Origin of the sequence: Sphingomonas melonis DAPP-PG 224 (genome assembly GCF_000379045.1) — a bacterium.
GTDB classification, from domain to species: Bacteria; Pseudomonadota; Alphaproteobacteria; order Sphingomonadales; family Sphingomonadaceae; genus Sphingomonas; species Sphingomonas aquatilis.
This window is the reverse complement of sequence record NZ_KB900605.1, coordinates 1143546-1164059: the sequence shown is the minus strand read 5'-3', so window position 1 is coordinate 1164059 and position 20514 is coordinate 1143546. Positions and strand designations below refer to the sequence as shown.

19 protein-coding genes are annotated in these 20514 nt (G+C 68.3%); 15 read left to right on the top strand and 4 right to left on the bottom strand.

Going from position 1 to position 20514, the window contains the following annotated elements; all coding sequences use genetic code 11:
- Positions 1–8: 8 nt before the first annotated feature.
- Positions 9–302, top strand: a complete 294-nt coding sequence (locus SPHME3_RS0105765) for a 4a-hydroxytetrahydrobiopterin dehydratase (RefSeq protein ID WP_017980223.1) — start codon at positions 9–11, stop codon at positions 300–302.
- Positions 303–437: 135 nt separating this feature from the next.
- Here the strand turns inward: SPHME3_RS0105765 and SPHME3_RS0105760 are convergent, their stop codons facing one another.
- Positions 438–1226 (bottom strand): SDR family oxidoreductase, encoded by a 789-nt coding sequence (locus tag SPHME3_RS0105760; RefSeq protein WP_017980224.1) that lies wholly within the window; start codon positions 1224–1226, stop codon positions 438–440.
- A gap of 51 nt (positions 1227–1277) precedes the next feature.
- On the opposite strand from SPHME3_RS0105760, the gene SPHME3_RS0105755 reads away from it, so the two are divergent.
- Positions 1278–2030: an ATP-binding cassette domain-containing protein gene (locus SPHME3_RS0105755; protein ID WP_017980225.1), complete on the top strand. Its 753-nt coding sequence runs from the start codon at positions 1278–1280 to the stop codon at positions 2028–2030.
- Complete coding sequence (locus tag SPHME3_RS0105750; RefSeq protein ID WP_017980226.1) at positions 2027–3562, top strand: ABC transporter permease/substrate-binding protein; 1536 nt, start codon at positions 2027–2029, stop codon at positions 3560–3562. Before SPHME3_RS0105755 ends, SPHME3_RS0105750 begins: the two co-directional genes overlap by 4 nt.
- On the opposite strand, the gene SPHME3_RS0105745 is transcribed toward SPHME3_RS0105750, so the two are convergent.
- Positions 3559–6213: a TonB-dependent receptor gene (locus SPHME3_RS0105745; protein ID WP_017980227.1), complete on the bottom strand. Its 2655-nt coding sequence runs from the start codon at positions 6211–6213 to the stop codon at positions 3559–3561. The two genes, SPHME3_RS0105750 and SPHME3_RS0105745, sit on opposite strands and share 4 nt — an antisense overlap.
- A 122-nt stretch (positions 6214–6335) precedes the next feature.
- Positions 6336–6809 carry a MarR family winged helix-turn-helix transcriptional regulator gene (locus SPHME3_RS0105740; protein ID WP_172436182.1) on the bottom strand — a complete coding sequence of 158 codons (474 nt, stop codon included), beginning with the start codon at positions 6807–6809 and terminating at the stop codon, positions 6336–6338.
- Between the two features lie 82 nt (positions 6810–6891).
- Here SPHME3_RS0105740 and hppD point away from each other — a divergent pair, with 82 nt between their 5' ends.
- The 5 genes from hppD (at position 6892) to SPHME3_RS0105715 (ending at position 11657) form a co-directional block, all read left to right on the top strand.
- The gene (gene hppD / locus SPHME3_RS0105735; RefSeq protein WP_017980229.1) at positions 6892–7977 is read left to right on the top strand and encodes a 4-hydroxyphenylpyruvate dioxygenase; all 1086 of its coding nucleotides are present in this window, start codon (positions 6892–6894) and stop codon (positions 7975–7977) included.
- A gap of 365 nt (positions 7978–8342) precedes the next feature.
- Positions 8343–9653: a homogentisate 1,2-dioxygenase gene (hmgA, locus tag SPHME3_RS0105730; RefSeq protein WP_017980230.1), complete on the top strand. Its 1311-nt coding sequence runs from the start codon at positions 8343–8345 to the stop codon at positions 9651–9653.
- Complete coding sequence (gene maiA / locus SPHME3_RS0105725; protein WP_017980231.1) at positions 9650–10279, top strand: maleylacetoacetate isomerase; 630 nt, start codon at positions 9650–9652, stop codon at positions 10277–10279. The genes hmgA and maiA overlap by 4 nt, the downstream gene beginning before the upstream one ends.
- The gene (locus SPHME3_RS0105720) at positions 10276–10632 is read left to right on the top strand and encodes a Rieske (2Fe-2S) protein (RefSeq protein WP_017980232.1); all 357 of its coding nucleotides are present in this window, start codon (positions 10276–10278) and stop codon (positions 10630–10632) included. The genes maiA and SPHME3_RS0105720 overlap by 4 nt, the downstream gene beginning before the upstream one ends.
- Positions 10633–10691: 59 nt before the next feature.
- Entirely contained in the window at positions 10692–11657 is a 966-nt protein-coding gene (locus tag SPHME3_RS0105715; RefSeq protein WP_017980233.1) for an alpha/beta fold hydrolase, read from the top strand.
- On the opposite strand, the gene SPHME3_RS0105710 is transcribed toward SPHME3_RS0105715, so the two are convergent.
- Entirely contained in the window at positions 11648–12175 is a 528-nt protein-coding gene (locus SPHME3_RS0105710; protein WP_024310335.1) for a gamma carbonic anhydrase family protein, read from the bottom strand. The genes SPHME3_RS0105715 and SPHME3_RS0105710 overlap by 10 nt on opposite strands.
- 176 nt (positions 12176–12351) lie before the next feature.
- Here SPHME3_RS0105710 and SPHME3_RS0105705 point away from each other — a divergent pair, with 176 nt between their 5' ends.
- From SPHME3_RS0105705 to SPHME3_RS0105675, 7 genes are all read left to right on the top strand, one after another.
- On the top strand, positions 12352–13788 hold the full coding sequence (locus SPHME3_RS0105705; RefSeq protein WP_017980235.1) for a methyl-accepting chemotaxis protein: 1437 nt from the start codon (positions 12352–12354) through the stop codon (positions 13786–13788).
- Between the two features lie 276 nt (positions 13789–14064).
- Positions 14065–15504, top strand: a complete 1440-nt coding sequence (locus SPHME3_RS0105700; protein ID WP_017980236.1) for a methyl-accepting chemotaxis protein — start codon at positions 14065–14067, stop codon at positions 15502–15504.
- A gap of 56 nt (positions 15505–15560) precedes the next feature.
- Entirely contained in the window at positions 15561–15845 is a 285-nt protein-coding gene (locus SPHME3_RS0105695) for an STAS domain-containing protein (protein WP_017980237.1), read from the top strand.
- 11 nt (positions 15846–15856) lie between these two features.
- Positions 15857–18061 (top strand): chemotaxis protein CheA, encoded by a 2205-nt coding sequence (locus tag SPHME3_RS0105690; protein ID WP_020486618.1) that lies wholly within the window; start codon positions 15857–15859, stop codon positions 18059–18061.
- Positions 18058–18924, top strand: a complete 867-nt coding sequence (locus SPHME3_RS0105685; RefSeq protein WP_017980239.1) for a CheR family methyltransferase — start codon at positions 18058–18060, stop codon at positions 18922–18924. The genes SPHME3_RS0105690 and SPHME3_RS0105685 overlap by 4 nt, the downstream gene beginning before the upstream one ends.
- Positions 18921–19943: a protein-glutamate methylesterase/protein-glutamine glutaminase gene (locus SPHME3_RS0105680; RefSeq protein ID WP_024310334.1), complete on the top strand. Its 1023-nt coding sequence runs from the start codon at positions 18921–18923 to the stop codon at positions 19941–19943. The genes SPHME3_RS0105685 and SPHME3_RS0105680 overlap by 4 nt, the downstream gene beginning before the upstream one ends.
- A complete protein-coding gene (locus SPHME3_RS0105675) occupies positions 19940–20509 on the top strand; it encodes a chemotaxis protein CheD (protein WP_017980241.1) in 570 nt (189 codons plus the stop codon). Before SPHME3_RS0105680 ends, SPHME3_RS0105675 begins: the two co-directional genes overlap by 4 nt.
- Positions 20510–20514 lie beyond the last annotated feature (5 nt).

Here is a 20514-nt window from a genome sequence, read left to right as displayed (position 1 = left end):
AAGACCGGATGATCGAGGCTCTCAGCGAAACCGACCGCGCCGATGCGCTCGATGGCCTGCCCGAATGGGATTATGACGAGGCCCGCGACGCGATCACCCGCAGCCTGGTGTTCGCCGATTTCGTCGAGGCGTTCGGCTTCATGACGCAGGTCGCGCTGATGGCGGAAAAGGCGAACCACCATCCCGAATGGAAGAACGTCTACAACCGCGTCGAAATCCTGTTGACCACGCACGACGCCGGTGGCCTCAGCCATCGCGACATCGATATGGCCGAGGCGATCGACGCGATCGTCGACGAATAGTCGCAACGCATTTCCCATCCTCCGTCACCCCGGCCGAAGAGCCGGGGTCCCGCTTCTTCGATCACGCGGTGAAAAGCGGGACCCCGGGTCACGCCCGGGGTGACGGAAAGGATGGGCAGCGCGCCACCGCAACCATCAGCGCATCGCCCGCCGCATCCGCTTGCGCAGCGATCCCGGCATCCAGCGCGCGGCGAAGCGCATCCGCTCCGCGGTCTTGCCGACATAGGTGTGGACCGCGTCGCCATGCACCGCCTTCCACGCGGCTTCTGCGACCACGTCGACCGGCGTCAGCTCCAGCCCCGCGCCGGTCACGCTCTCACGGATGGTGCGGTTGCTGCCCGACGACACGCCGTTGAGCAGCGGCGTTTCGATGAAGCTCGGCAGCAGGCAGCGCACCTTGATGCCCTCCGCCGACCATTCGCCGTCCAGCGCCTCGCTCAATCCCCGCACCGCAAACTTGGTCGCTGAATAGGTCGCGAGGCCCGACGAGCCATAGATGCCCGACGCCGACGAGGTGTTGAGCAGCACCGACCCCGGCGTCCGTGCCAGATACGCATGGCCGATCCGCGCGCCGTTGAGCACGCCGGTGAAGTTGATCGCCACCGTCCGGTCGATCTCGTCGAAGCTCGCCGTCGCGATCGGCCCGCCTGTGCCGATACCGGCATTGTTGAACAAGACGTCGAGCCGCCCACCGCTGACGCGCGTGAAGCCGTCGAGGTTCGCCGTCCACGCATCGCGATCGCGCACGTCCATCACATAGCTCTGGTGCCCCTCGCCCGGCAGCGCCGCCAGCGTCTCGGCAAGGCCGCCCGCATTGACGTCGGCCACGCCGACCAGCCAGCCGCGGCTCGCGAACAGCCGCCCGACCGCGCGGCCGATACCCGATCCGCCACCGGTGATGAAGATCGCCTTCCGCTCGCCCATCTCGCTCTCCCTATTGGACTTTGCATCAGGCATCCCGCATCGTCGGCCCCGATGCCAGCAGAATCGCTCCGCTTCGATGCCGTGACCAAGAGGTTCGACGACACGGTCGCGGTCGATGGCGTTTCGGCGACGATCCCCGCGGGTCAATTCGTCGCGCTCGTCGGCGCCTCCGGGTCCGGCAAGTCGACCTTGCTCAAGACGGTCAACCGTCTGGTCGAGCCGAGCGACGGCCGCGTCCTGATCGACGATGCCGACGTCGCCACCCGAGCCGCGCCGGCGCTGCGACGGAGCATCGGCTATGTCTTCCAGTCGATCGGCCTGTTCCCGCACATGACCGTCGCGGAGAATATCGCGATCGGCCCGCGCATCGCCGGCGGACCGCCCGTCGACGTGCCCGCGCTGCTCGACCTCGTCGCCTTGCCGCGCGAACTCGCCGGCCGCAGGCCCTACGCACTGTCGGGCGGCCAGCGACAGCGCGTCGCCATCGCCCGTGCCCTTGCGCCGGGTGCCAAATTGCTGCTGCTCGACGAAGCGTTCGGCGCGCTCGACCCGGTGACGCGCGATGCGCTGGGGCAGGAAATCCGCGCGCTGCACGATCGGCTCGGCCTCACCACGATCCTCGTCACGCACGACATGGCCGAAGCCTTGCTGCTCGCCGACCGCGTGCTGGTCATGCAGGCAGGCAGGCTCGTCGCGGATGCCACCCCCGCACAGCTGCTGCGCGGCGAAGGCGGCGAGACCGCGCAGGCGCTGGTCGCGGTGCCGCGCGATCAGGCCGAACGGCTGCGCGAGATGGCACGATGAACGCCCTCGTCGCCGCGCTCGGCCGCGTGCCCCCGCTGCTCGCCCAGCACGTCCTGCTGTCGGCCGCGGCGCTGGCGCTCGGCATCGCGATCAGCCTGCCGCTCGCCATCCTCGCCGCGCGCCGTCCACGGATCGGCACCGCGATCCTGGGGATTGCCAGCCTCATCCAGACGATCCCGGCGCTGGCGCTGCTCGCGCTGTTCTACCCATTGCTGCTGTGGCTGTCGGGGTTGGTCGGCGGCGGCATCCCGGCGCTCGGCTTCCTGCCGTCGCTGATCGCGCTGACGCTCTATGCGTTGCTGCCGATCATCCGCAACGGCGTCGCCGGGCTCGTCGGCATCGACCCCGCCGTTACCCAGGCGGCGGACGCGGTCGGCATGACGCCCGCGCAAAAGCTGCGCCTGGTCGAAGCGCCGCTCGCGCTGCCGGTGCTGGTCGCCGGCATCCGCACCGCCGCGGTATGGACGATCGGCGCGGCGACGCTCTCGACGACGGTCGGCCAGCCCAGCCTCGGCGACATGATCTTCGCGGGTCTGCAGACGCAGAATTGGGCACTGGTGCTGGCGGGCTGCATCGCCGCCGCCGGGCTGGCGCTCGTCACCGACGCGCTCATCGGCCTGATCGAGCGCGGCATCGCGCACCGCCGCCGGCCACTGTGGATCGCCGCGCTGATCGCGCTCGTCGCCGGGCTCGCGCTCGCGACTGCGCCGCTGTGGCAACGCGGCGATTTGAAGGTCGTGACGATCGGTGCCAAGAACTTCTCCGAACAATATATACTCGCCCGACTGATCGGCGACCGGTTGGAGCGCGCCGGCTATAGCGTCCGCTATCGCGACGGTCTCGGCTCGGCGGTCGTCTATGGCGCGTTGGCCGGCAACGATGTCGACGTCTACGTCGATTATGCCGGCACGCTGTGGAACGGCCAGATGCACCGCAGCGACGTGCCGGATCGCCGCGCGATGGTCGCCGCGATCGGCCGCTGGGCACAGGCCAGCAGCGGCGTACGCCTGATCGGCCCCTTGGGCTTCGAAAACGCTTATGCCTTCGCGATGCGGGGAGCGGACGCCAAGGCGCGGGGGATCACCAGCCTGACCGACCTCGTCGCCGCCGCGCCCTCACTCAAGCTTGGCAGCGACCTCGAATTCCTCGAACGGCCCGAATGGGCGGCGGTGCGGCGCGCCTATCCGTTGCGCTTCGCTGCGGCCAAATCCTACGCGCCGACCTTCATGTACCGCGCGCTCGCCAGCGGTGAGGCGGACGTGATTTCCGCCTTCTCCTCGGATGGCCGGATCGCCGCGGACGGGCTGACTGTCCTCACCGACCCGAAGCACGCCATCCCCAGCTACGACGCGCTGCTGCTCGTCGCCCCGCGCCGCGCGAATGACGCGGCGTTCGTCGCGGCACTCCAACCGCTGGTCGGCCGCATCCCCGTCACCGCGATGCGCGAGGCCAATTATCGCGTCGACCGCGACGCCGACAAGCAGACCCCCGACCAGGCGGCGGACTGGCTCGCCCGCCGGCTGGGCCTTTAGAAGAACAGCTTGCGCAACGACAGCCGCACCGTTCGCCCGATCGGGTCCTGATAATCGGGCTGGTAGCTGATCGGCGTCACACCGGTCGCGTCGGTCACGCGCTGGCGACTGTTGAAGATGTTGCTGACCGAGAAGGTGACGCGCGTACCGCTGATCCACGGATGCGCCTTCACCAGACTGAGCTGCTGTCCCAGATCGGCAAAGATACGCAGGTCTGCGGTTGCGAGGCCCGAGAAGTTGAGCGTCTGCGGGTTCGCCGCGGTGCCGCCGTTCACCCGCGTGCCGGTGGCGTAATTGGCCGACAGGCGCACGCCGATGCCGTTGTTGGAATAGCCGGCCTGCCCCTGGAATTCGTGGCGCGGCTGGCCACCGTTCGACCCCAGCGTATCGCCTTTGAGCAGGTCGAGCACCGGTCCGCCGTTGGCGATCGTCCGCCGTTCGACCAGATGCCAGGTGTGATAGAAGGCGAATTGGACGCGACCGCCACCGGCGCCGCCACGTCCCCCGAACCCGCCACCGCCGAAGCCGCGACCGCCGCCGCCCGGCCCACCGAAGCCGCCCCGCGGCCGGTCGCCACCAGCGGCTTGCTGGTTCGGGCGGGCTCCGGAACCGTCACCCGCCTGCCCGCTGGTCCCCTGCGTCGCAGCCTGGTCGCCGCCCGCCGGTGGGGCACCTGCGCCCCCACCCGGACCGGCGCCGTCACCGCCGCCGCCGCGCCGCCGTCCGTCCGCACCCGGGAAACGCAGGCCGGCGAACGGATTGGGTCCGGTGCCGGCGCGGAACGCCTCGATCTGCTTTTGAACCTTCGACTTGATCGGCTTGGAGAAGTTGATCCCCCAGCGGAATTCCGAGCTTTCGGATCGGGCGAAGTTGATCGGCCGCGTGTCCAGCCGGGTCAGTTCGCCGTCCGCATCGCGAGTGAAGCGATCGGGGAAGGCCGCCTCGATCACCGCGGTCGGCGACGGGAAGCCCTGGATCGGGTTGCGCGTATCCTGCTTCGTATAATTGCCGATGATCGTCAGGTCGGTCTGGTCGAGCGGCCTGAGCGTCACGCCGAGCTTCGTCACCCGCCGGCTGCTGTCGCGCAAGCCTGGGTTGCCACCGCTGATCGTCGTCACCGTCACCGTCTGGCCCTGCACATAGTCGAAGACGCGCACGTTCGGCGTCACGACCGTCGGATTGCCCAGCTGCTGCGCGGTCGGCGCGACGTCCTGCTGGTTGATCGACCCGATGACGCGGATCGCGTTGATCGGCGCCCAGTTCACGCCATAGCCATAGGCGGTCAGCGTACCGAAGTCGGACAGCTGATTGACCGCCGCATTGCCGTTGATCGACAGATTACCGAGGAACGGCAGCACGGCGCGCGATTTGCTGGCGATCGGCAGGTCGATGTTGACGCGCGCGTTCGCCTGATCGCGCGAGACCCGGCCGCCGCTGACCAGGCCCGCGCGCAGCGAGTTGCTGGTGAACTGGCTGGTCTGCGCGCCGACGCGCACCGCCGTCGTCACGTCGCCCGCGGGCAGCGTGAACAGCGGCCCGTTGACCAGCGCCTCCAGATCGCCGGCATTGGACACCGAATGCGCGCGGTTGGTGCCGCGGCCGGCGACCGTGTCACCGATCGTGCGCGTATCGGCGCGGTCGAACGATCCCGTTACCGTCCACAGCCAGCGCGGGCTCAGCCGCCCGTTGAAGCTGGTGCCGAGGTGCCCGGTGACGCCGTTGGTCTGCTGGCGCAGGGGATCGCCGCTGACCGGCGCGCCCGTGCCGTCGAGCGGCAGGCCGAACTGGCCAGTGCTCTGCGTCGCCGCGATCTCGCCGTTGATCGAGGCGTTGATGTCCTCGCCGATCGTCTTGGCATAGGTGGCGTTGGTGCCGAAGCTGCGGCTGAACGGCACCAATGTGCGATACGGCCGCTGGTCGAAATTGTTGGTTTGGCCCTCGGTCGATGCGGCGGTGATGTCGCGCTCCGATTCGGTCAGCGCCGACGTCTGCTGGTATTTGCTGTGGATGTTGAGCCGCGCGCCCTGCCGGATGGTCAGCAGGTCGAGCTCGCCCTGCGGCGTGTTGCTGCCGCCTTCGGTCGCGCCCTTGTCGGCCAGCTCGACCGTCGTCGCGCGGAAGCGGCGGCGCAGCACGAAATTCACCACCTTCTGATCAGCGGTATAGCCGTATTTCAGCGCGACCTCTTCGGGCAGGATATCGACGCGCAGGATCGCCTCGGTCGGGATGTCGCGGATTTCCTGGAAGCCCGAAATGCGATGCCCGTCGAGCAGCACCACCGGCGGTCCGCCCGCGCCGCTCTGCGTCTGCGGCCCCAGTTCGGTGAGCAGATCGGACACGCTGCTGACGCCATAACTGCGCACGTCGGCGGGGCTCAGCGTCTGTTCGGCGGGAATGTCGCCGACGACGGAGCCCACCGGCTTGCGGCCGGTGACGACGATATCGCCCTCTTCGCTGTCCTCTTCCGCCGGGGCGGCGGGTGCTGCCGCCGGGGTCGTGGGCGCGGCCTGGACCGTCGCTGCCGCGGGGGCAGGCGTCGTCGGATTTGGCGTCGGAGCGGGCGCGGGGGCCTGCGCGGGCGCCGGTACCTCTTGCGCCAGCGCCATCGCCGGCCAGCTTGCCGCCACCATCATCGCCGCAACGATCCGCATGATTCGCTTGTCCCTCTTACCCGCCGCCTTCTCTGTGGCGACCGGCCGGCGCGTAAACGCCAATTGTCGCACGAATGTGCCAGAGCGGTGTCCGCGATGTGGGAACGCGCTGCAGGATGCGATCAGGTGTCGAGTGCCAGCGTCACCGCCTCGACCCGGCGTAGCATCTCCATGAACCGCGCGACGTCGTCGGCGGGGAATTGCGAAAAGATGCGGCTTTCCAGGTCCAGCGCCTTGGGTGCCACCACCGCATACAGGTCGCGCCCCGCATCGGTCAGGTCGAGCAGGTGCGACCGCCGGTCTTCCGGATTGCCGCGCCGGTCGAGCAATCCCCGGTCGACCAGCGCGATCGCCGCGCGGCTGACCGTCACCTTGTCCATCCGCGTGGCCCGGCCGATCGCCTGCTGCGTGATGCCGCCCGTTTCCGCGATCACCGCGATCAGCCGCCATTCCGGAATCGTCAGCCCGAACAGCGCCTCATAGGTCCGCGCGATCGAATCGCTGACCAGATTGGACGTCACCGACAGACGGTACGGAATAAAATCGGCCAAAACCAACGATGGCGCGGGCGACGAGGCTGGGCATGGGTCGGCCATGCCGCATTCGTATCAGTTGACACCAGTTTGGCAATGTCGCAGGGTTTGGTAACGGATGATACCATCTCGGAAGGCCAGACTGATGACCGATGCCGCCCAGACCGACGACCATATCGACGTCAACCCGATGGGGCTCGACGGCTTCGAATTCTGCGAATTCACCTCGCCCGATCCGGATGCGCTGGCGAAGCAGTTCGAGGCGCTGGGCTTCGTCCCCGCCTCGACGCACAAGACGCGCGCCATCACGCGCTACAAGCAGGGCCGCATCAACCTGCTGATCAACCGCGAAGACAACGGCCACGCCGCCGACTTCCGCGCGGCGCACGGCCCGTCGGCGAGCGCAATGGCATTCCGGGTGCAGGACGCGCGAGGAGCCTATGACGCGGCGATCGCGCGCGGCGCCAAGCCGGCCCCCGCCGGTCAGTCGCTCGACGGCATTCCGGCGCTGGAAGGCATCGGCGGTTCGCTGCTGTACCTCGTCGATCGCCATGGCGCCGACGGCAGCGTCTACGACGATTGGGATCAGGTGCCCGGCGCGGCGGAGGCGGAAGCCGAAAACAACGTCGGCCTCGACCTGCTCGACCATCTGACGCACAACGTGCGCCGCGGCCAGATGCGCACTTGGTCGGCTTTTTACGGCCAGATCTTCGGCTTCGAGGAGCAGAAGTATTTCGACATCAAGGGCAAGGCGACCGGCCTGTTCAGCCAGGCGATGATCGCCCCCGATCGCGCGATCCGCATCCCCTTGAACGAGAGCCAGGACGACAAGAGCCAGATCGAGGAATTCATCCGCGATTACAACGGCGAAGGCATCCAGCACCTCGCGCTGACCACCGACGACATCTACACCACCGTCGAAAAGCTGCGCTCGCGCGGCGTCAAGCTGCAGGACACGATCGAAACCTATTACGAACTCGTCGACAAGCGCGTCCCCGGCCATGGCGAAGACCTGGAACGCCTGCGCCAGAACCGCATCCTGATCGACGGCAACGTCGGCGAAGAGGGCCTGCTGCTCCAGATCTTCACCGAGACGATGGTCGGCCCGATCTTCTTCGAGATCATCCAGCGCAAGGGCAACGAAGGCTTCGGCAACGGCAATTTCCAGGCGCTGTATGAGTCGATTGAACTCGACCAGATCCGTCGCGGGGTCATCACGGTCGACGCCTGACCAAGAACGAAGCGCAGCTTCGTTCGCGGTGCGGCGCGATAGCGCCGCCGTCGACCGGCCGGCACGGCAAGCCGGGACATAGGGCCCGGCTTCGCCGGGTCCGACGTCACGGCGGATGGGATGGGATCGGGTCACCCCGCCCCATCCACTCCGTCACCCCGGACTCGTTCCGGGGTCCACCGCGCGGCGAGGGGAGGGCCTGAGCCTCTTGCCTTTCCCGCGCGGATCAGTGGACTCCGGAACAAGTCCGGAGTGACGAAGAATATGGGGCGACCCATCCTCCCCCAAGAGAGGGAGGGCGACCGCGAGGGCCGACGACACGGTACGACACCGGGGTGGTGGAAACAGGAGAGGACGCCAGAACAATGACCGACCACCACCCCCGCAGCGACTATATCCCCGGCTTCGGCAACCATATCGCGACCGAGGCCGTCCCCGGCGCGCTCCCGATCGGCCGCAATTCGCCGCAGCGCCCCGCCTTCGGCCTTTACGCGGAGCAGCTCAGCGGCACCGCCTTCACCGCGCCGCGCCACGAGAATCGCCGCTCGTGGCTGTACCGCATGCGCCCGACCGCGGAGCACCCGCCCTACACGCGCTACGACGGCGCGAAGCGCTTCGCCCCCGGCACCGACGACGCGCCGCTCGCACCCAATCGCCTGCGCTGGAACCCGGTCTCGGAGTCGTCGCCGGGCACCGACCTGATCGACGGCATGACGACGATGCTCGCCAACCGGCATCCGGCGGACCTCGAAGGCGTCGCGATGCACGTCTACGCCGCCAATGCCGACATGAGCACCCGTGTCTTCATGAATGCCGACGGCGAGCTGCTGTTCGTGCCCCAGGCCGGCCGGTTGCAGCTGCTGACCGAACTCGGTCGTCTCGACGTCGCGCCCGGCCAGATCGCGCTCATCCCCCGTGGTGTCCGCTTCCGCGCGCTACTGCCCGACGGCGCGGCACGCGGCTATGTCTGTGAAAATCACGGCAGCCTGTTCCGCCTGCCCGATCTCGGCCCCATCGGCGCCAACGGCCTCGCCAACCCGCGCGATTTCGAAACGCCGGTCGCGTGGTTCGAGGATCGCGACGAGCCGACCGAGGTGATCCAGAAGTTCATGGGATCGCTGTGGACGATGACGCTCGACCACAGCCCGCTCGACGTGGTGGCATGGCACGGCAATCTCGCCCCATGGCGCTACGACCTGTCGCACTTCAACACGATCAACACGGTCAGTTTCGACCATCCCGATCCGTCGATCTTCACCGTCCTCACCTCACCCAGCGACGTGCCCGGCCGCGCCAATGCGGATTTCGTGATCTTCCCCCCGCGTTGGATGGTGGCGGAGGACACGTTCCGCCCGCCCTGGTTCCACCGCAACGTGATGAGCGAGGCGATGGGCCTGATCACCGGCGCCTATGACGCCAAGGCGGACGGTTTCTCGCCCGGCGGCATTTCGCTGCACAATCTGATGGCCGGCCACGGCCCCGATGTCGCGAGCTGGCAGGGCGCATCGACGGCGGAGTTGAAGCCCCACAAGATCGACGGCACGATGGCCTTCATGCTGGAAAGCTGCTGGCCCTATCGCCCGACGACATACGCCCTCGACCACGCCCAGCTCGATTACGACGCGGTGTGGAACGACTTTCCGAAGGCCCAGCTGCCCAAGGACCCAACGGCGTGATCCTGCACGGCTATTGGCGTTCGGGCGCCGCCTATCGCGTGCGGATCGCGCTGGCGCTGAAGGGCATCGCCTACGAACAGGTCAACCATGACCTGCGCACCGGGGGCCATACCGATCCCGATTATGCCGCGCTCAACCCGCAGCGGCTGGTGCCCGCGCTGGAGGTCGACGGCCTGATCCTGACGCAGAGCGTCGCAATCCTTGAATGGCTGGAGGATCGCTTCCCCACCCCCGCCCTGCTGCCTGCCGATGCCAACGGCCGCGCCATCGTCCGCGCGATGGTCGCCACGATCGCCACCGACGTCCACCCGCTCCACAATCTGCGCACGCTGAAGGCGCTGCGGCAGGATTTCGGTGCGAGCGATACGCAGGTCAACGCCTGGATGGGGCATTGGATGGGCTTGGGGTTCGCCGCGTTCGAGGCATTGGCGACCCGCCACGGCGGCACCTTCTGCTACGGCGACACCCCCACGCTCGCCGATTGCATCGCGGTCCCCGCGCTCTATTCGGCCGAGCGGTTCGGCGTAGACACCGCGCCCTACCCGCGCATGGTCGCCGCCGCCGCGCGCACCGCGGACCTGGCGCAGGCCGCCCACCCCAGCCGCCAGCCCGACGCGGACGCGTGACCGAACGCCTCTCCACCACCCCCGCCGGCGTCGCGCTCGCCCCGCTGACCGACATCGCCGACGGCAAGGCGCGCAACTTCGTCCTCCAGATGCGCGCCGGCCGCTTCCACGGCTTCGTCGTGCGGCAGGGCGATGGCGTCGTCGGCTATGTCGATCGCTGCCCGCATGCCGGCGTGCCACTGACCCAGACGCTCGACGACTATCTCACCTCCGCGGGCGACCTCATCGCCTGCAATTGGCACGGTGCGCTGTTCACGATTGCGGATGGCCGCTGCGTCGGCGGCCCCTGCGTCGGCCAGCATCTGACGGCATGGCCCGTCACGGTCGTCGACGGGATCGTCACCACCGCGTGATCCGCGCCCCAATCCATGCTACGCCTTGTCGCTTCGAACCTTGAGCGACGGAGACGGGCATGCAGAGCGCGACACGCTGGACCCTCGGCAGCCTGGTAGGCGGCGCGGCGCTGACGGTCGCTGGCGGGCTCGGGCTCTCCTTCTACTCGGATCGGCTCGCACGTGATGCGGAGCGGCAGGTGCCGCCCGACGGCCGCTACATCCGCGTCGATGGCGCGCGGTTGCATTACGTCGACAAGGGCACCGGTCCCGCGATCGTCATGGTCCATGGCCTTGCCGGCCAGCTGCGCAACTTCGGCTATGGCATGCTCGATATTCTGGCGAAGGACCATCGCGTCATCCTCGTCGATCGTCCCGGCTCGGGCTATTCGACCGCCGACGAGGATCGCGAACCGAACATCGTCGAACAGGCGGCGATCGTCGCGCGCTTCATCGAGGCTTTGGGGATCGACCGGCCGTTGCTCGTCGGCCATTCGCTGGGCGGCGCCATCGCGCTGGCGCTGGCGCTCGACCATCCGGCGCTGATCCGCGGCCTCGCGCTGATCTGCCCCCTCACCCAGCCGCAGGATGGCGTGCCCGAGGCGTTCCGCAGCCTCGCCGCCATTCCGCCGTCGCTGCGCCGGCTGATGGCGAGCACGATCGCCACGCCATTGAGCCGCCTCACCTCCGAACGGACGCTCGCCGCGGTCTTCGCACCCGAAGCGCCGCCCGCTGACTTCGTCACCCGCGGCGGCGGCGCGCTGTCCGCCCGCCCTGCGGCGATCGCGGCGGCGGCGGCGGACCTGTCGCATGCCGCCAGCGACATCGGCGCGATCGCCGCGCGCTACGGCGACCTTCGCGTACCGCTGTCGATCCTCTACGCGCGCGAGGACCATGTCCTCGACCCCGATCTGCACGGCCACCACACCGCCGCGTCGATCCCCGGCGCACGGATCGACGTGATCGAGGGCGGCCATATGATCCCCGTCACCCGGCCGGACGAGACCGCCCGCTTCGTCGCGGAGGCGTCGGCGCGCTACGCCTGAAGCGCGCGCAGCCCGGTGCGATAGCGTTCGGCATTGGCGACATAGGTCGCCGCCGACAGCCTGAGACCGGCGATCTCCGTCTCGCTCAGCGGCCGCAGCACCCGCGCCGGGCTGCCGACGATCAGCGACCCGGGCGGGAAGCTCTTGCCCTCCGTCACCAGGGCGCCCGCACCGACCAGCGAATCGGCACCGATCACCGCGCGGTTGAGCAGCGTCGCGCCCATGCCGATCAGGCAATTGTCGCCGACGGTCGCACCATGGACGATCGCGTGGTGCCCGATCGTTACGCCCTGCCCGATCGTCGTCGGCACGCCGGGATCGGCATGCACCATCGCGCCATCCTGCACGTTGCTGTCCGCCCCGATCGTGATCGGATCGTTGTCGCCGCGCAGCACCGCATTGAACCAGACCGACGCCCGCGCGCCCAGCATCACGCGCCCGATCACCTGCGCGCCCGGCGCGACGTAGGCGTCGGCGGCAAGGTGGGGTCGGACATCGTCCAAAGCGTAACAGGTCATCGACATGTCCTTCGCCAGCCATTTTGAGCACACATATCCAAAACGGTTCAGTGCCAGAATGGACGTAGTTTACCGGGCCTTTACCCTTTTCACGCAAAGCGGACCAATCGATTCCGAGAAGCATCGGTGGCCCGGAGGGGGGAGCCGCTTCAGCTCGACGGTCTTGACGAAAAGGAATGCCGACGATGCTGAATTGGTTCGAAAAAAGTGCCCCCATCAGATTGAAGTTCAAGGTCCTGCTGGTGATCCTTGGCCTGTTCACCGCAGGCGGGATCGCCACCACCTATCTCGCGGCGCTCGCCGATCCGTCGCAGGTCCATGTGTATCTCGCCGTCGCCTGCGTGCTGACCGCGCTCACCATGGCGACCGTGTTCGTCGCCGGCAAGCTGATCAGCGATCCCTATGTCGCCACCGTCGTCCGGATGGAGGGGCTGGCCGCGGGCGATCTGACCACGCCGATCGCCAACACCGACTATCGCGACTGCATCGGCCGCATTTCGCGCGCGATGGAGATTTTCAAGGCAAACGCCGAGCGCGTCCAGGCCGGGGCTGCCGCGCAGCAGATCATCGTCGGCTCGCTCGGCGAAGGGCTGACACGCCTTGCCGGCGGCGATCTCAGCTATCGCATAGACCGCGCCTTCCCAGCCGAATACGAACAGCTCCGCATCGACTACAACCGCGCGATGGACGCGGTCGCCGAAACGATGAGCGCGGTCACCGATGCCACCAATGGCATCAACAGCGGCGCGATCGACATCCGCCAGGCCTCCGACGATCTGTCGCAGCGCACCGAACAGCAGGCCGCGAGCCTGGAGGAAACCGCCGCCGCGATGGACGAGATCACCTCGACCGTCCGTCAGACGGCCGCGGGTGCGGTCCGCGCCAATGGTGTCGTCGAGGAAGCGCGCGTCGAGGCCGAACAATCGGGCGCCGTCGTCGCCCGCGCGGTCGAGGCGATGGGCGGCATCGAACGCTCGTCGAACGAGATTTCGGAAATTATCAGCGTCATCGACGGCATCGCCTTCCAGACCAATCTGCTGGCGCTGAACGCGGGCGTCGAGGCGGCGCGCGCGGGCGACGCCGGCAAGGGCTTCGCGGTGGTCGCGTCCGAAGTGCGCGCGCTGGCGCAGCGCTCGGCGGAAGCGGCCAAGGACGTCAAGACGCGGATCAACGCCTCGTCCGAACAGGTCGAAGCGGGCGTCGAACTGGTCAGCGAGACCGGTCAGGCGCTGCAACGGATCATCGGCCGCTTCGGTGAGATCAGCAACCTCGTCGGCCAGATCGCCACCGCCGCCGAACAGCAGGCGACCGGCCTGCAACAGGTCAACACCGCGGTCAGCGAAATGGACGGCGTAACGCAGCAGAACGCCGCGATGGTCGAGGAAGCCACCGCCGCAGCGCGCAGCCTGTCCGCCGAATCGGACGAGCTCGCCCGCCATGTCGCCCGCTTCAAGGTGGGCGACGGCGAGCCGAAGGCGGCAGTGCCGGCGGTCCACCAGCTGCAAAATCGCGCCGCCGACGCCGGCCGCCGCATCGCCCGTGCCAGCCGCCGCGCCACCGGTGGCGGAGCGGCGGTGGCCGTGGCGCCGAGCGACGACTGGTCCGAATTCTGATCCCGCGATCGGCGGGCCCGTGCCTGCCGGTCTTGTTCCCTCCGGCTTTGATAGAAAGGCGACGCCATGTCGGTTCGATTGAACGACGACCGTTTTCGTGTCGTCGCCCGTCCGCCCGCTCCCCGCTTCCCCCGGCGTCATGCGACCCGGATCGGTACGAAGCGGCCGAAAATTGCACCCATTTCGGTTGCTCAACCGCTCGTTAAACACGTGTCGCGACAACCCGCGCTTATGGTCCGGGGGGACTTGCCTTTCCGGGCCCTGAGGGAGGGTCTGATGACACTGGAATGGTTCGCCAAACACGCGCCCATCCGCACGAAATTCCGGGTGTTGGCGGGAACGCACGCGACGCTGGGAGGCATTGCCGTGGCGATCACCGCGCTCACCGCGACGGGCACGCTCGCGATCGGCCCGGCGTTCGATATCGCGGTCGTCGCCACCGCCGTCGCCAGCATCGTCGCGACGACGGTGATGGCCGGGCGCCTTATCTGCACGCCCTATGTCGACACGGTGCTGCGCATGGAAGCGCTGGCCGACGGCGACCTCGATTCACCGATCGCCTATACCGAAAACCGCGACTGCGTCGGCCGGATGACCACCGCCATGGCGGTCTTCCGCACCAATATGGAAAAGGCGAACACCGCCGAGGCGCAGCGGTGCATGGCCGCCGCGCTCGGCGAAGGGCTCGGCGCGCTTGCGCAGGGCGACCTCACCTTCCGCATCACCGCAGCCTTCCCGGCGGATTTCGAATCGCTGCGCGACGACTTCAATGCGGCGATGGACGCGATCCGCACCGCGATGACCGCGGTCGATCAGGCCGCCACCCGCATCAACCATGGCTCGCAGGGCATTCTCCAGGCGTCGGACGATCTGTCGCAGCGCACCGAGCAGCAGGCCGCGAGCCTGGAGGAAACCGCCGCGGCGATGGACGAGATCACCAAGACGGTCCGACAGGCCGCCACGGGTGCGACGCGCGCCAACGACGTGGTCGCCGCCGCGCAGACCGAGGCCGAACAATCGGGGGCCGTCGTCGCCCGCGCGGTCGAGGCGATGGGCGGCATCGAACGCGCCTCGGCCGAAATCTCCGAAATCATCAGCGTCATCGACGGCATCGCCTTCCAGACCAACCTGCTCGCGCTGAACGCGGGCGTCGAGGCGGCACGCGCCGGCGATGCCGGCAAGGGCTTCGCCGTCGTCGCATCCGAAGTGCGCGCGCTGGCGCAGCGCTCGGCCGAGGCGGCCAAGGACGTGAAGACGCGCATCAACGCCTCGTCCGAACAGGTCGATGCCGGCGTCGCTTTGGTCAGCGAAACCGGCCAAGCCTTGCAGCGCCTGATCGGCCGCTTCGGCGAGATCAACGGCCTCGTCGCGCAAATCGCCATCGCCGCCGAACAGCAATCGACCGGCTTGCAGCAGGTCAACACGGCCGTCGGCGAAATGGACAGCGTGACGCAGCAGAATGCCGCCATGGTCGAACAGGCCACCGCCGCCGCCCGGGAACTGTCTGGCGAAGCAAGCGAACTTGCCCGCCAAGTCGCCCACTTCCGCGTCGGCGATACCGACGCCGGTCATGGTGTGCGCGGCGTTAGTCATTCCGTCAGCAATAGTGTGCATCATCTTCAACAACGCGCCGCCGAAGCGGGCCGTCGCCTCGCCCGTCCCCGGGCCGGCAACGCCGCCGTGGCGATCGCGGACGACGATTGGTCGGCGTTCTGATGCGTCCGCAGCCACTCCGATCGCCGTCGTGCCGTCCGTAGGAAAGTCGAACCCGTATGTCCGTGCCATCGCTTCCGCTTGCCCCCACGCTCGATACCTCGGCGGCGGTGCCGCTGCGCCACGCGCTGCTCGGCCTGATCGAGCGCGGTGAGGCGCTGCGCCTCGACGGGGCAGAGGTTGCGCGGGTCGGCCAGGCCTGCCTCCAGGTGCTGGTCAGCGCCCGCACCACCGCGATCGGGCGCGGTCTCGATTTCCGCATCGATCGGCCCAGCGAGGCGCTGGAACGGATGATGATCGTCGCCCGGCTCGACACCGCGCTCGAACCGACCTGCGGCGCCTGAAAGGATTGATGATGAACCTCGACGAGATCCAGCAGATCTTCTTTCAGGAATGCGAGGAAGGTCTCGCGACGATGGAGGCGAGCTTCGCCTCCGTCCGCCAGGGCGGGCACGACACCGAAACGATCAACACGATCTTCCGGTCGGTCCATTCGATCAAGGGCGGCGCAGGCGCGTTCGGGCACGAACGGTTGCAGGCGTTTACCCATGAATATGAAACGCTGCTCGATCTGGTACGCAACGGCACGCTCGATCTGACGTCGGACCTGCTCGGCACGATCGTCGGCGCATTCGACATGCTGTCCGATCACGTCGCCGCAGCGCGCGACGGTGGCGATGCGCCCGCCGATGGCCCGATGCTCGCACGCCTCGTTGCCGCCTCGACGCCCGGCGCCGTGGTAGAGGCCGCGCCCGAACCGGTAGCCGCAGCGCCCGCCGCCGCCCCGATCGACGATTTCGACGATCTGTTCGAAATGTGTGAAAGCGTCCCCGAACCGGAAGACAGCCTCGGCAATCCCGGCGACTGGACCGTCACCTTCGTGCCCGGCACCAACGCGCTCGACAATGGCGGCGACCCGCTGCTGCTGGTGCGCGAGCTGACGCTGCTCGAGGGCGAAGTGCTCGCCGCGGACGTGTCGCGCCTGCCGCTGCTGTCCGAACTGCATCCGGAACGCTCGTATCTCGGCTGGACCGCGATCGTGCCGGGCAGCGTCGCCGAAGACGATATCCGCGGCATCTTCGAATTCATCGGCGATTGCGAACTCACCGTCACCCGCATCGGCGAACCCGCCGTGTCGGATGACGATCTGATCGCCGACATGCTCGCCGACGTCATGCCGGCCGCACCCGCATCGGCCCCGGTCGAGGAAATCCTGCCGATCGCCGCGCCCGCTCCGGTGGCCGCGGCGCCCGAACCGGCGCCTGCGCCGATCGCGGCCCCAGCCCCGGCGACGCCCGCCCCGGTCGCGACGGTCCTGCCCGCCGAACCCGCCGCGCCGCGCCCCGCGGCCGCGCCGCCCGCGCAGACGATCCGCGTCGACCTCGACAAGCTCGACCGCCTCGTCAATCTGGTCGGCGAGCTCGTCATCACCCAGGCGATGCTGGCGCAGCGCCTGTCCGAACATGGCGCCGGCGGCATCAGCGAACTGACCGACCTCGATCACCTGACGCGCGAGTTGCAGGAATCGACGATGGCGATCCGCGCGCAGCCGATGAAGACCGTCTTCAGCCGCGTGCCGCGCATCATCCGCGAATTGGAGGTCGAAACCGGCAAGCGCGTCCGCCTCGACATCGTCGGTGAGATGACCGAGGTCGACAAGACCGTCGTCGAGCGCATCGGCGAACCGCTGACCCACCTGATCCGCAACGCAGTCGACCACGGCCTCGAAACGCCGGCCGATCGCCTCGCCGCGGGCAAACCGGAAGAGGGTGTCGTCACGCTGTCGGCCGCGCATCATTCGGGCCGCATCGTCATCACCGTCGCCGACGACGGCCGCGGCATCGACCGCAAGCGCGTGCGCGCCAAGGCGATCGAGCGCGGCATCATCACCGCCGACGCGATCCTGAACGAGGAAGAGATCGACAATCTGATCTTCGCCCCCGGCTTCTCGACCGCGGCGACCGTCTCCAACATCTCCGGGCGCGGCGTCGGCATGGACGTGGTGCGCAAGAACGTGCAGGCGCTCGGCGGGCGGATCGGCATCACCTCGACGCTGGGCTCGGGGTCGACCTTCGCGCTGTCGCTGCCGCTGACGCTGGCGGTACTCGACGGCATGATCGTCACCGTCGGCGACCAGACCTTCGTCATCCCGCTGGGCCATATCGTCGAAAGCCTGCGCCCCGACGAAGACGGCGTGAAGGTGCTCGGCCCGACCGCGTCGCTGCTCGACGTGCGCGGCTCGTACGTGCCGGTCCACCGCGTCGCCGAACAGCTCGGCATCCATGGCGCGCAGACCAATCCCGAGGATGCGGTGCTGATCGTGGTCGAATCCGATCACGGCCAGGCGGTGCTGATGGTCGATTCGATCCAGGACCAGCGCCAGGTCGTCGTGAAGAGCCTCGAGGCGAATTACGAAGCCATCCCCGGCCTTGCCGGTGCCACCATCCTGGGCGACGGCCGCGTCGCGCTGATCCTCGACGTCGATGCGCTGATCTCGCGCTGGCGCCGTGACCCGCGCCACACCACGCCGCCGCACGCGCCGCTGAGCCTCGCCGCATGAGCGCCGCCGCCGCGACACTCGTCGGACAGCGACCGACCGAATTCCGCTTCGAGGTTGCCGATCATCAGGCGATCAGCGAATTCGTCTACGAGGCGGCGGGGATCCTGCTGCCGCCGAACAAGATGCAGCTCGTCTATGGCCGGCTGGCGCCGCGGGTGCGCGCCTGCGGGCTGACGACCTTCGCCCAATATGTCGCGCTGATCGGCACCGATCCGGTCGAACGCACGCAGGCGCTGGATGCGTTGACCACCAATCACACCAGCTTCTTCCGCGAATCGCATCACTTCGATCACTTCATGGAGCATTGCTGGCCCGCACTCGACGCGCGGCTGACGACCCGCGGCAAGGTGCGCCTGTGGTCGGCGGCCTGCTCCAGCGGCGAGGAACCCTATTCGCTGCTGATGGCGATCTTCGGCCAGGAACGCGGCAACGGCCAGCGCCTCGCACGCTCCGACCTGCGCGTGCTGGCGACCGACCTGTCGACCGAGATCCTCGCCGCGGCCAAGGCCGGCCGCTACACCTTGGATACCGCATCGGGCGTGCCGCAGTCGCTGCGCTCGATCTGGATGACGCGCGACGGCAATCAGGCGGAGGTTCATCCGCTGATCCGCGAGCGCGTCGCCTTCCGCAAGCTCAACCTGCTCGAAAACTGGCCGATGAAGGGGCAGTTCGACGCGATCTTTTGCCGCAACGTCATGATCTACTTCGACGAACCGACCAAGGAACGCTTGCAGACCCGGCTTGCCGACCACCTCGTTCCCGGCGGATTCCTGTACATCGGGCATTCCGAGCGGCTCTCCAACTCGGTCGCGCCACGCTTCGCCTGCGTCGGCCGCACCACCTTTCAGAAAGTGACGGCATGACGGTCCGCGCTCTAGTGGTCGATGATTCGCCGACGATGCGGGCGATGGTGTCGCACAGCCTGTCGCAGGATCCGGATATCGAGGTCGTCGGCACCGCCGACGGGCCGATGACCGCGCGCGAGATGATCAAGTCGCTCAACCCCGACGTCATCACGCTCGATATCGAGATGCCGGGGATGAACGGCCTCGACTTCCTCGAAAAGATCATGCGCCTGCGCCCCATGCCCGTCGTCATGCTGTCGACGCTGACCGGCAAGGGCGCGGAAGCGACGATCCGCGCGCTCGAACTGGGGGCGTTCGATTGCTACGAAAAGCCCAAGCAGGCGTTCGGCGGCGGCCTGGGCAACGATCTGACGCGGCTGGTCAAGGCGGCGGCGAAGAGCCGCGTCCGCCCCCGCTTCCAGGCGGCACCGGTCCAGCGCGCACCCGCCGCCGATTACGTGCCGCGCCAGGATGCGATGATCGCGATCGGATCGTCGACCGGTGGCGTCGAGACGCTGATCGAGCTGCTCGGCGGCTTCCCGGTCAATTGTCCGCCCACGGTCATCGTCCAGCATATGCCCGAAAGCTACGTGCCGACCTTCGCCGCGCGGCTCGACCGCCTGTCGGCGCCGCACGTCAGCGTCGCGCGCCCCGGCGCGCCGCTGGAGGTGGGGCATGTCTATGTCGCACCCGGCGGCGCCTATCATACCGAGATCACCGGCGGGACGCTGCGCCGCTGCCGCCTGGTCGAGGACGAGAAGATGAGCGGCCACCGCCCCTCGGTCGATCGGCTGTTCCATTCGGTCGCCCGCTGGGCCGGTGCATCCGCCGTCGGCGCGATCCTGACCGGTATGGGCGCCGACGGCGCGCAGGGGCTGAAGGCGATGCGCGACAAGGGCGCGATGACGATCGGCCAGGATGCCGACAGCTGCGTCGTCTACGGTATGCCGGCCGCGGCGTTCCAGATGGGCGCGGTGACCGCGCAGCTGCCGCTGTCGAAGATCGCAGCGCGACTGATGGCGGAGTGCCGTGCATGACCCCATTGTCGAACCTTCCCCGCGCCTCCGACGGCCTGCGCCGGATCAACATCCTGCAGGGCGAAACCAAGGTGTCCGACGACGCCGGCGTCGTGCTGACGACCGTGCTCGGCAGCTGCATCTCGGCCTGCCTCTACGATCCGATCGCCAAGGTCGGCGGCCTCAACCACTTCCTGCTCGCCGAGCCGGGCAGCGGTGAGACCGACGTGCGCTCGCTGCAACGCTACGGCGTCTATGCGATGGAAGTGCTGATCAACGCGATGATGTCGATGGGCGCGACGCGATCGAACCTGAAGGCGCGCATCTATGGCGGCGCCAGCCTGCGCGACGGGTTCCGCGATATCGGCGCGACCAACGCGCTGTTCGCCCGCCGCTTCCTGCGCGACGAACGCATCGCGCTGGTCGGTGAGGACGTCGGTGGCCATGGCGCGCGCCGGATCGAATTCCGTCCGACGCTGGGCCTTGCCCGCTGCCGCATCGCCACCGATCGCCCGGTCGAAAAACCGCGCGTCGCCGCTCCCGCTCCCGTCATCGCCGATGCCGTCGGCGATGTGGAATTCTTCTGATGAAC

Coding starts and splice junctions, on each gene's coding strand:
- SPHME3_RS0105710 (WP_024310335.1), bottom strand. CDS start 12,175: ATGACCTGTTACGCTTTGGACGATGTCCGACCCCACCTTGCCGCCGAC.
- SPHME3_RS0105715 (WP_017980233.1), top strand. CDS start 10,692: ATGCAGAGCGCGACACGCTGGACCCTCGGCAGCCTGGTAGGCGGCGCG.
- SPHME3_RS0105680 (WP_024310334.1), top strand. CDS start 18,921: ATGACGGTCCGCGCTCTAGTGGTCGATGATTCGCCGACGATGCGGGCG.
- SPHME3_RS0105765 (WP_017980223.1), top strand. CDS start 9: ATGATCGAGGCTCTCAGCGAAACCGACCGCGCCGATGCGCTCGATGGC.
- SPHME3_RS0105745 (WP_017980227.1), bottom strand. CDS start 6,213: ATGCGGATCGTTGCGGCGATGATGGTGGCGGCAAGCTGGCCGGCGATG.
- SPHME3_RS0105705 (WP_017980235.1), top strand. CDS start 12,352: ATGCCGACGATGCTGAATTGGTTCGAAAAAAGTGCCCCCATCAGATTG.
- SPHME3_RS0105700 (WP_017980236.1), top strand. CDS start 14,065: ATGACACTGGAATGGTTCGCCAAACACGCGCCCATCCGCACGAAATTC.
- hmgA (WP_017980230.1), top strand. CDS start 8,343: ATGACCGACCACCACCCCCGCAGCGACTATATCCCCGGCTTCGGCAAC.
- SPHME3_RS0105685 (WP_017980239.1), top strand. CDS start 18,058: ATGAGCGCCGCCGCCGCGACACTCGTCGGACAGCGACCGACCGAATTC.
- hppD (WP_017980229.1), top strand. CDS start 6,892: ATGACCGATGCCGCCCAGACCGACGACCATATCGACGTCAACCCGATG.
- SPHME3_RS0105695 (WP_017980237.1), top strand. CDS start 15,561: ATGTCCGTGCCATCGCTTCCGCTTGCCCCCACGCTCGATACCTCGGCG.
- SPHME3_RS0105750 (WP_017980226.1), top strand. CDS start 2,027: ATGAACGCCCTCGTCGCCGCGCTCGGCCGCGTGCCCCCGCTGCTCGCC.
- SPHME3_RS0105760 (WP_017980224.1), bottom strand. CDS start 1,226: ATGGGCGAGCGGAAGGCGATCTTCATCACCGGTGGCGGATCGGGTATC.
- SPHME3_RS0105740 (WP_172436182.1), bottom strand. CDS start 6,809: ATGGCCGACCCATGCCCAGCCTCGTCGCCCGCGCCATCGTTGGTTTTG.
- SPHME3_RS0105675 (WP_017980241.1), top strand. CDS start 19,940: ATGACCCCATTGTCGAACCTTCCCCGCGCCTCCGACGGCCTGCGCCGG.
- SPHME3_RS0105755 (WP_017980225.1), top strand. CDS start 1,278: ATGCCAGCAGAATCGCTCCGCTTCGATGCCGTGACCAAGAGGTTCGAC.
- SPHME3_RS0105690 (WP_020486618.1), top strand. CDS start 15,857: ATGAACCTCGACGAGATCCAGCAGATCTTCTTTCAGGAATGCGAGGAA.